The organism is Variovorax rhizosphaerae, from assembly GCF_037889975.1.
In the GTDB taxonomy this organism is placed as follows: Bacteria; Pseudomonadota; Gammaproteobacteria; order Burkholderiales; family Burkholderiaceae_C; genus Variovorax; species Variovorax rhizosphaerae.
In genome coordinates, this window is record NZ_JBBKZT010000065.1 from 1 (window position 1) to 8,851 (window position 8,851).

8 protein-coding genes and 2 pseudogenes are annotated in these 8,851 nt (G+C 62.3%); 3 read left to right on the plus strand and 7 right to left on the minus strand.

What is annotated here, in order from left to right; translation table 11 throughout:
* Positions 1 to 280: 280 nt before the first annotated feature.
* The 5 genes and pseudogenes from WKW82_RS39575 to WKW82_RS40785 all read right to left on the minus strand — a co-directional run.
* Positions 281 to 1,252 (minus strand): annotated as a pseudogene (locus tag WKW82_RS39575) (Tn3 family transposase); the annotation flags it as partial.
* Positions 1,242 to 1,922, minus strand: a complete 681-nt coding sequence (locus WKW82_RS39580) for a response regulator (RefSeq protein WP_340348689.1) — start codon at positions 1,920 to 1,922, stop codon at positions 1,242 to 1,244. The pseudogene WKW82_RS39575 and the gene WKW82_RS39580, both read right to left, overlap by 11 nt.
* A gap of 285 nt (positions 1,923 to 2,207) precedes the next feature.
* Positions 2,208 to 3,377 (minus strand): helix-turn-helix transcriptional regulator, encoded by a 1,170-nt coding sequence (locus WKW82_RS39585; protein ID WP_340348690.1) that lies wholly within the window; start codon positions 3,375 to 3,377, stop codon positions 2,208 to 2,210.
* Positions 3,378 to 3,591: 214 nt separating this feature from the next.
* Positions 3,592 to 4,047, minus strand: coding sequence for an IS66 family transposase (locus tag WKW82_RS39590; RefSeq protein ID WP_422823706.1), 456 nt, complete (start codon positions 4,045 to 4,047; stop codon positions 3,592 to 3,594).
* Positions 3,951 to 4,301: an IS66 family transposase gene (locus WKW82_RS40785; protein ID WP_422823707.1), complete on the minus strand. Its 351-nt coding sequence runs from the start codon at positions 4,299 to 4,301 to the stop codon at positions 3,951 to 3,953. Before WKW82_RS40785 ends, WKW82_RS39590 begins: the two co-directional genes overlap by 97 nt.
* 248 nt (positions 4,302 to 4,549) lie before the next feature.
* Between WKW82_RS40785 and WKW82_RS39600 the strand changes: the two genes are divergently transcribed.
* A complete protein-coding gene (locus tag WKW82_RS39600) occupies positions 4,550 to 5,248 on the plus strand; it encodes an ExeA family protein (protein WP_340348691.1) in 699 nt (232 codons plus the stop codon).
* 19 nt (positions 5,249 to 5,267) lie between these two features.
* Entirely contained in the window at positions 5,268 to 5,495 is a 228-nt protein-coding gene (locus tag WKW82_RS39605) for a hypothetical protein (RefSeq protein WP_340348692.1), read from the plus strand.
* A 341-nt stretch (positions 5,496 to 5,836) separates the two neighbouring features.
* On the opposite strand, the gene WKW82_RS39610 is transcribed toward WKW82_RS39605, so the two are convergent.
* Positions 5,837 to 7,477, minus strand: a complete 1,641-nt coding sequence (locus WKW82_RS39610; protein WP_340348693.1) for an outer membrane protein assembly factor BamB family protein — start codon at positions 7,475 to 7,477, stop codon at positions 5,837 to 5,839.
* Between the two features lie 368 nt (positions 7,478 to 7,845).
* The gene (locus WKW82_RS39615) at positions 7,846 to 8,391 is read right to left on the minus strand and encodes a TrkA C-terminal domain-containing protein (RefSeq protein ID WP_340348694.1); all 546 of its coding nucleotides are present in this window, start codon (positions 8,389 to 8,391) and stop codon (positions 7,846 to 7,848) included.
* Positions 8,392 to 8,568: 177 nt separating this feature from the next.
* On the opposite strand from WKW82_RS39615, the pseudogene WKW82_RS39620 reads away from it, so the two are divergent.
* Positions 8,569 to 8,851 (plus strand): annotated as a pseudogene (locus WKW82_RS39620) (Rrf2 family transcriptional regulator); the annotation flags it as partial.

The window sequence follows — 8,851 nt, forward strand, 5'->3', positions numbered from 1 at the left end:
TGAACAGGCTCTCGCTATAGCTGTCGGCTCCTCGCATCGGCGCTTCCCTCTTCATCGATCTGATGAGCTCGATCTTGGCTCAAGGCAATCGGTATTTCAACGGCCTGCTAACGCTCAATGATCGACAAGGCGGCCTTGTCGATCATTGCGATCTCGACGCTTGGACCGCCAACGCGAACGGCGTCTTTTTCCGTCCCCCGACCGAGTGGGACTTAACGGATATCCCTTTGCGAGCGCAATCAGCCGCTCAGGTCAGCAGTCGATCGGCTTCGGTCCACCGCGCCTGAACGACAGCATCGACGCCGGCGCGCGCTCGCCAGGAAGGAATTGAGGAAATCGGCGGGCCGGGTCGGCAGCGATAGGCGCGCGTAGTGTCGCTTTGCTTCAGCCTGCCACCGCTCCGCGGGCAGGAACAGTCGGTCGCGACCGCGGAACGTCAGGCTGTGCTCGATCCACAGCGAACCGTTGCGCACGGACCGGCGCAGGGCGAACAGCGTGGCCACTTCGAGTGCCCGGAACGCACGCTCGCGGTCGTAGCCTGAAATCGCATCGCGCCAGACCGACCTGAGCCGGGGCGACACGTTGTCTGGCAGGCTCCTGACGTGCGGCCATACAGATCGCGCATCCTCACCAGCGACTCGATCACCGGGTGCCCACTGCTGGTCGTCCAAGGCAGTCGGGAGAGCGCCACGAGCAGGGCGCGCACCGGGCGGATGGCTTCGATCAGGCGCTCCCGCACGAGCGACGCTCGGCTCGGTGGGCGATCCTGCGCGTGGGCGACAACCAAGGCCTCAAGTCTTGCGCGCAGCTCGGCGTCAGGGACAGCCTCGGCGCTCAGGGTCGACAGCTCCTTGAGCAACGACTGGTACAGGTCGGCCCAGTTGACCGTCTCGCCGACATTGCCGGCGGCTTGGCGCCATAGGTCGGCGACACGGCGCTGGACCATCAGAATCAGCTGGTCGGTCGCGGTCAGGAGGCAGTAGCGCAGGAAGCACGCGACTTCCACGGTGCGCCCCGGCTCCTTGATCTTCGCGCCAGCAGAGGGCGGCCGGGAGGCCATTCGGCGTGCGTAGCGCCGCACGATGAAATCGGGCAGGGCGCCCATGTACTTGTGCACGTCCAGGCCGCGAAGCAACTCGACGCGCTCGAGTACTTCGCTGAGCTGCCGGTCGGTCGCAGCCTTGGCGCCGTCAACATGTACCGATCGGGTGGCACGCCGTACCCGCTGGGCGTTGCCCGCTTCAATCGTCGCTCAAGAGATTGCGTTCGAAAGCGAACAAGGTCAGATCGGTGTTGGTTTTTAGCCCCAGCTTGCGAAGTAAACGCGCCCGGTACAACGTGACCGTTTTGGCGGAAATGTTCAACTGTCGGCCAATCGCGCTGGCCTTTTTACCGGCCGCGAGCGCAAGAAGGACTTGGAACTCCCGCTTCGATAGTCGCTGGTCGGGATGCACATCGCGGTCGCCGATCTCGCGGGCAAGTTGCAGCGCAAGCGGTGCGCTGACATACCGGTTTCCCGCGGCGATGCGCCGCAGTGCGGCCATCAGTTCGACCGGGTCGCAGGCCTTGCTTACAAAACCATGCGCACCGGCCTTGAACGCCTTCCTTGCGTAACGGTCTTCGGGGTAGCCGCTGAAGACGAGCAGGTACAGCGAAGGAGCGCGCGCGCGCAAGGAAGCCAGCACGTCAAGGCCACTTTGACCAGGCATCGCCAACTCCAGAATTAGGACATCCATTGCCGTGTCGTCGACCAATCGCAAGGCTTCGAAGCCAGTTGACGCCTCTCCGACAAACAGCATGTCCTCGTGCGCCAGCAGTAAATGTCGCAGTGCTTCGCGCACCACCTTGTGTTCGTCCGCGACTCCGACTCGAATTGGCCGATCCTTGTGCAATCCAGCAAGTTCAGGATTCTCGGAAATCACTTGATGGTCAGTCAATCTCGTGCGTGAAGGTCACTCGAAGCTGCGGAACACGTCAGGCGCTGTTGTCTAGAGATGCTGCGCGGGCGACTTCGTCCATGAGAACCGCAATAGCTATCCAAATGTGCGCGGCTTGTGCCCGCAAACAGCTTGGGATAGAACGCATCGTGTTTCCGTTGTTGCGCCCCGTTCTCGACCTCATCGTCCATCCAATGGTGCTCCACGCGCGTCCTTCACGTGTTCCGCCGCAACTGGGAGCTTGCATGCGCAACCGACGCCTCAGGACCTTTAGTGCAAGCCGGCGGGCCGGATAGGCGGCGTCGAGCGGTGCAGGAGGCTCAGCAGATCAGCCTGCCGGGTGGTGCCGGTCTTGGAAAAGATTCGCTGCAGGTGTGTGCGAACCGTCGGCTCGCTGATGCCGAGCATCTCTGCCGTCTCGATGCCACGCAAGCCCTGCGCCAGCGCCAGCAGCACGCGCAGCTCACCGCCGGTTAGGGCGTGCAGGCGGGCAAAGGCTTCGCCTGGCATGGACGGCACTTGGATCGGGTCCTGTACAAAAATCGCGACGGACGCTGCGAAGGGCGCCAGGATACCGCTGCGATGACCGTTCCCGATCGGAAGCAGCGTCGCGACGTAGCCGCCACCTACAGCGTTCGGGATCGCGACAGAATGGCCTCTGTGGCCTAGTTCGACGTGGGCGCGGTTGGCTTCATCGATGCCACGAACCAATGCCGCGCGGGCCGCGACGTCCACCGGTGACAGGCGGTTGTGGATCAGGCGTAGCGAATGGCCGGTTTGGATCTGGCGCTCGGCTGCGGCATTCATGTAAACGATGTGCCCGTCGCGCGCCGCGAGGTAGACGGCGGTGCCCAGTGCGTCGAGTGTCTTCTCGAGCATCTCCGAGCGCAGGGCCCTGATGTCGAGGGCATCGGAGATGGCCATAGCCCGGCACACATGCGGCGCTAATACCTTGAACAGCTGCACATCTTGCATTTGGTAGAGCGGCCCCAGCTCGCTGCGACTGGCATGCAGCGAAGCCATGCGCCTGCCCGTTCGCAAGGCCGGGAACCAGATGATGTCAATGACGCCGAAAGGCTGCAACACCTCGCGATAGAAACGGCTCCCAAGCAACTGCCGCAGTTCGTTCGAGAGCGCGTTGACATCGCCCACGTCGGAGACGATGTCAGCAACGGCCATCGGGCTGTCAAAGAACTGGCCGCCGAGCCTTTCCAGAAACTCCGGCCGGTAGCCGAAAACGTACAGTTGATCGTTCTGCACCTGCTTAAGGTCATGCACGCAGATACCGCCCGCAGTACTGGCGCAAAGTTCGGCGATTTGCCGGCAAGCGCCAGGCCATCGCTTGGGATCGAGCGCGCAGTCGTAGATGGCGCCGATCACGTCGGAAAGCTGTTGAGCAGAGACAGAGATGTCCTCCAGGCCCTTCACGCCGAAATCCAATTCATTGGATGTCCTCCTGATCGTTTGAAGATGCTTTAAGCGTTACGCCTAGCGCGCGTGCGCACCGGCTCCCCCGTCGGACATCCGCGCTAGTTGTCGTCATTTGTACGTTGCGAAGGTGGAAGTCCGATTCCAACGATCGGTCGTTTCCAGGGCGCAACACGCTGCAATATATAGCGATAACTAGGAAATGTGAAATTTTCACATGTATCAATCACGACAATGCGCGCCAGTTGCTCAGCGAACAGTCGATTGCCTGGCGGTGACGTCGCCTTGGCCAGCGCCTGGGGCTGGGTTGTGAGCCATGCGTGCAGGGCCTCCGGCAATGGGTTTGGCGCTGCTGTCGCAGCAGTCGTCGCGCGTCGGGTTCGAGGTCACGCGCCTCGCGCTCAAACTCGTAGAGCTTGGCAATCAGCATGACCGCCCTACCGGCGATCTGGCTGGCATTGTCTTTGTGCGCTTCGAACAGTTTGCGACGCGCGTGGGCCATGCAAAGCGCGGCGATGACGCTTCGGGCGTGCAGCGCGTGATAGCCCGAATAGTTATCAGTAACAAGGGTTGCTCCGAAGTCTGTCAGCACGCGCCGCGGATGCTCGCCCGAGCGGCTGTTGCAGAAGTCAAACAGCACCGCGCGCTGCGCCACGAAGTTCGTCGTGCGGTACACCCACATGAGGCCTTCTTCATCTTGCCCCTGTCCGGCGCGAGCAGGGGCACCGGTGTCTCATCGGCGTGGACGACGTCATGGCCGAGGATGAAGTCCTTCAGGGCATCGACCAGTGGTGCCAGGCGAACGCCGCAGATACCGATCCACTGCCCCATGCTCGAGCGCGGGATCTGCACGCCGGAGCGCGCGTAGATCTCGGACTGCCGATAAAGGGGCAGGTGATGTGTGCCACCTGCAGTGGTATCTTGACGAGACGGCACAGAGCCTGGTGCACGGGCTGTCGCAGGCCTTCATGCGGCCATGCTCAGCGATGAGGTCACCACCGGTCTGGCGACGTTGGGCGTCGTGCACCAGACGACGCTGCCATACAGTCCATATCAGAACGCCAAGCAAGAGTCGTTCTGGGGTCGCGTGGAGGGGCGCCTGATGGCCATGATCGAGGGCGAGCAGGCCCTCACGCTGGAGTTGCTCAATCGAGCACGCCCAGATCCGCGAGGGCGGCTTCGCCATGATCCATGGCGACCCCGGCACTGGCAAGAGCGTGGCGCTGAGGCTGCTGGCGGAACGCCTGTCGCGGCTGTCCGATGTCAGCGTGGGCGCCATCAACCATCCGCAAAGCAACCTGGCCGACCTGTACCGCGAGCTCGACGACATCTTCGCTGTGCCGCTGCGTCCTCACAACCGCTGGGGCGGCTTCAAGTCATTGCGCGAGCGATGGCTGGCCCACCTGGAGACGACCCGCCGTCGGGCCGTGCTGCTGGTCGATGAGGCGCAGGAGATGAGTCCGGCGGCGTTGTGTGAGTTGCGCCTGCTGACCAGCGCGCGCTTCGACTCACAGACCTTGCTGTGCGTGGTGCTCGCCGGGGATGCACGCCTGATCGAGAAGTTGCGTCGCGAGGAACTGATTCCGCTGGGCAGCCGCATCCGCACACGCCTGGCCACCGAGCATGCCAGCCGCGAAGAACTCATGGAGGGTCTGAGCCATCTGCTGGCCGGCGCGGGCAATGCCAGCCTGATGACGCCACAGCTGCGCCACACGCTGTGCGATCACGCCGCCGGAAATTACCGCATCCTGTCGACCATGGCCGCCGAACTGTTGGCTGCCGCCGTGCAGCGTGACCTTCCCCTGCTCGACGAGAAGCTCTACCTCGAAGTGTTTGCTCAATCCGAATCGGCATCGCCTCGGCGGACGGCCTCGCGTCGTTGATCAGAAGCAGGTCCATCGCATGAGAAAACGCACGAGCGACGACCTTCCGCACCATGACGCCGTCGAGATCACGATGCCGCAACTCAGCGACGAGGCTGCGGTGCAGATCCAGAACTTCATCCACCACGTCCTGGATCTCTTCGAAGCACGTTACGGTGCCCAGATCCACCGCTTCTACGACGATCGGTCACGGCGCAACATGCTCTTGTCGAAGGCGCCGCAGAACATCGACGACCCGCCGTTCTGATGCCGTCGCCACCTCGCAACGACAACGCCGCCAGCCTCACCGCTGGCGGCGTTGTCGTTCATGATCTTTGGGGATATCGCCGGCGTGCACATGGCCTGCCTCATAGAGTCGCCACCATCACGATGACCATCACCGCCCGAGATCATCCGAACATCGATTTGCCTGATCGCACTCAGGAAATCAGTTCGGTTTGTTGCCTCACGTGTCCCGTAGCGCCATCGCATTCGGAAGCGCCTGGCCGTCCGCGGTATGGCCGAAGAGGCAGACACAGTCGTCACTGCTGCCTCATCTGGCCCCCGCTCGCTCCGACATCTCTCACACCTTCTCCAGCTTGCGAACGGCTAACGCAATCCGAACGCGAAGACTCTCTTTGGTCCGGTGGGTCCAAACAGACCAAACGTTCCACTGCCCCAGAAGACCATGCCATCCGCGACGGAGGGCCCTGCCGTGCAAGGGGCTCCGCTGTCATACGACCAGAGCGGCGCACCCGTTTTGGCGTCGAGTGCGTACATGGTGCCGGCGCTCGGCGACATATTGCAACCGAACACCACGCCGTTGGCCAAGCTGACAGCGGCTTCGGCTCGACTTCCCTTCGGATCCTTGGTGGTCCATCGCACTTGCCCGGTATTGGCTTCGAGTGAAGCCCAGCCGCCTGCACTGGTCACTGAACCGTCCTTCAAGGTCCAAGGCTGCGCACCGGCGCCACCGCCATTTGTCGAAGGGCCGCTGTTGGCAGCTGCAACGAAGATTTCCTTGCCATTGGTGGCCGATCCCCATTGGAGGCCGCCGGTTACGCCGCCCGGGGCGACTTGGCGCGCCCAAGCAAGCTTGCCATCTTTGGCGCGGAAGGCCCAAAACATTCCGCTCTTCTGGCCGGCGCCAACCAACGCGTCCGGATCGGCGTTCTCATTGAACAGCATCGGCCCCTGCGCAAAATCGTAATCCGGGCCTGCCGTTGCCGGATTCCCGTTCGGACAGTTGTCGTAGACCCCGGGGTACCCGGGTCCGATGGTGATCGAACCAGGAACGTTCAGCCCGCATGCTACGCTCCACGCGTCACTGGCCAAGCCTCGCGCACCCCACTTGATCTGACCGGTGCTCAGATCCACTGCAATGATCGAGTCGAAGTAGTTGTCGGGGCTCATGCAGACCTCCGATTTGCCGCCGCCGGCCACGCAGTTGAGCACGGATTGAGGCACCATGTAATTGTTGCCCGTCGCCAGGAAGATCAGATTGCGCTTTCGGTCAACGGCGCCCGTGCTGCCCCAAATCGCGCCGCCGTAGTAGCCTTCGGGCACTGTGTAGGTCTTCCACTTGATAGTGCCCGTCGCGACGTCCACCGCGGTGATGCTGCCGCGAAACTTCCATTGCCAAAATGCCTTAGGCACAAAGGCCGAGAGAAGTTCCTCATTAGAAGCCGTGCCGACAAAGGCGGTGCCATCTACGACCACGGCCGAATGGGTCACGTAGGAGTTCAGCGTGGCGTCCAACAGGGTCGACCACAGCAGCGCACCGGTGTTCTTGTCCACTGCAAACAGCTTGGCCGGCGCGGCATCGGCCTGACCGAAATTCGCACCCAGCAGACGTCCCGACTGGTTGCCCAGGATCAGCGCATTGCCACTGATGGCAGGGGTAGCGCGCGCGAAGTCGCCGGGATTTCCTGTGTAGTTCGATACAGCCTTCTTCCATACCAACGTACCACTGCCCTTGTTCACCTTGTACAGGGACCCGGTCGAGTCCGGGAAGTACACGAAGTCACCGTCGACAGCTGGATTGGCGGTCACGTCACCATCGGTGACGAACTCCCACTTCTTGATCAGTCCGCCTACCGACTTGGGACTAATCTTCGTCTCCTCAGGTTGGTAGCGCGAATTTCTCAGATCGCGGCCTGCGCTAGGCCAGTCGGCGCCTATCGCGGCACTGCAGGTGGCGAGCAAAACAACCAGAACGTTCCAATGCAGCGTCTGACCGGTCTTCATCATGTCGGCTTCTTTCCGTAGAGTTTGTTGGTCTCGCGTCGAGCGAGTTGTAAGGCTGTTGATGCCAGCAGGTCCGGCGAAAAAGAGGCTAGGTGATCTTCCAGGCCTGCGCGTCATCGGAACCGATGACGCTGCTGAAGTGGATAGGTCGTTGCTCAAAGCCGCAAGACAGCCGTCGAAAGCCAAGTCGTTCGAAGAACCTCAACGCTTCGCCGCGTCGTTGCCGTTGGAGGCAGAGATCGTGAGTACGCGACACACACAGCAACCTTGGCGTGGTTGGCACTCAATAATTTGTAGGCCCGATGGATGTCTTCTGGTCCTGTCTCAATAGTGGCGCCGGGGCGCGGGGAAGATCGCGTCCTGCGTGTCGCTCAGAAAGCCAGCGAATAGAACTTCGTTGCCGTGGACGAGGCGTGGCCTTCATGGCAGTCCGTCGCCGAGCAGCGGGCCGCCTCCTCCAGCGCTTCGCGGCTCTTGCCGGTCACCAGCAGGACATCGTTCGGAGCCAGCGCCGTCTCGTGCGTGGAGGGCATGTTGTGATGCGCGCGTCGTAACGCAGCGATCTCGATGCCGGCCGGCAAGCCGGCCAGCAGGTCGCCGACGGTCTTGCCCTTGATGACGGCATCATCCGGCGCGATCTCGAGCATCTCCAGCCCGCCTCCGGCCGGCGCCTCGATCTTCGGCTTGAGCTCCATGAACATGATGTCCAAGAAGAGGATCGGCCCGGCCACACCGAGCGGATAGGCCACCGAGTAGCCCACCGCCGGATCGTCGGTTGCCGATCCTGCGCCGCCTCGGGCCGCAGCCTCGCGACGATGCCAATCGGCTTCAGGTTGTGAGGCTGGTGCAGGGGCGGCGAGTGGCACCAGCTTCTCAAGCTCAGCGACCACCTCGGGTGTGGCGCGGCGCCTCTTCACGTAGTGCTGCTCCCGTCAGACCATTTGACGGGAACCAGGTTACGTGAGGCAAGTCAGCTCGGGTAGCAGTTCAGTCGAGGCATGCGCGCTTGCCAAGCTAGTTGTCGCCAACCACGGAAAGCACGAACACTGTTGCCGAGCCAACGGGGCGCGTATCATTTCGGCAAGGGGCTTGCCATGCGTCTCACAACCAAAGGCCGCTTTGCGGTCATCGCCATGATCGACTTGGTACTGCGCCAGAACACCGGTCCAATGCGTTTGCCGCGATCAGCCAACGCCAGCAGATTTCGCTGTCCTACCTTGAGCAGCTATTCGGCAAACTGCGTCGCCGTGAGCTTGTCGATGCGAATCGCGGCCCCGGCGGCGGCTATGAGCTCAGACGCATGGCTTCCGAAATCACGATCGCCGACATCATCGCGGCGGTCGATGAGTCCATCGACGCAACCCTATTCGGCGGCGA

Excerpts from the sequence above, each read along its gene's own strand:
- WKW82_RS39590 (WP_422823706.1), bottom strand. The coding sequence starts at position 4,047 with ATGTGGGTGTACCGCACGACGAACTTCGTGGCGCAGCGCGCGGTGCTG.
- WKW82_RS39600 (WP_340348691.1), top strand. The coding sequence starts at position 4,550 with ATGATCCATGGCGACCCCGGCACTGGCAAGAGCGTGGCGCTGAGGCTG.
- WKW82_RS39605 (WP_340348692.1), top strand. The coding sequence starts at position 5,268 with ATGAGAAAACGCACGAGCGACGACCTTCCGCACCATGACGCCGTCGAG.
- WKW82_RS39610 (WP_340348693.1), bottom strand. The coding sequence starts at position 7,477 with ATGATGAAGACCGGTCAGACGCTGCATTGGAACGTTCTGGTTGTTTTG.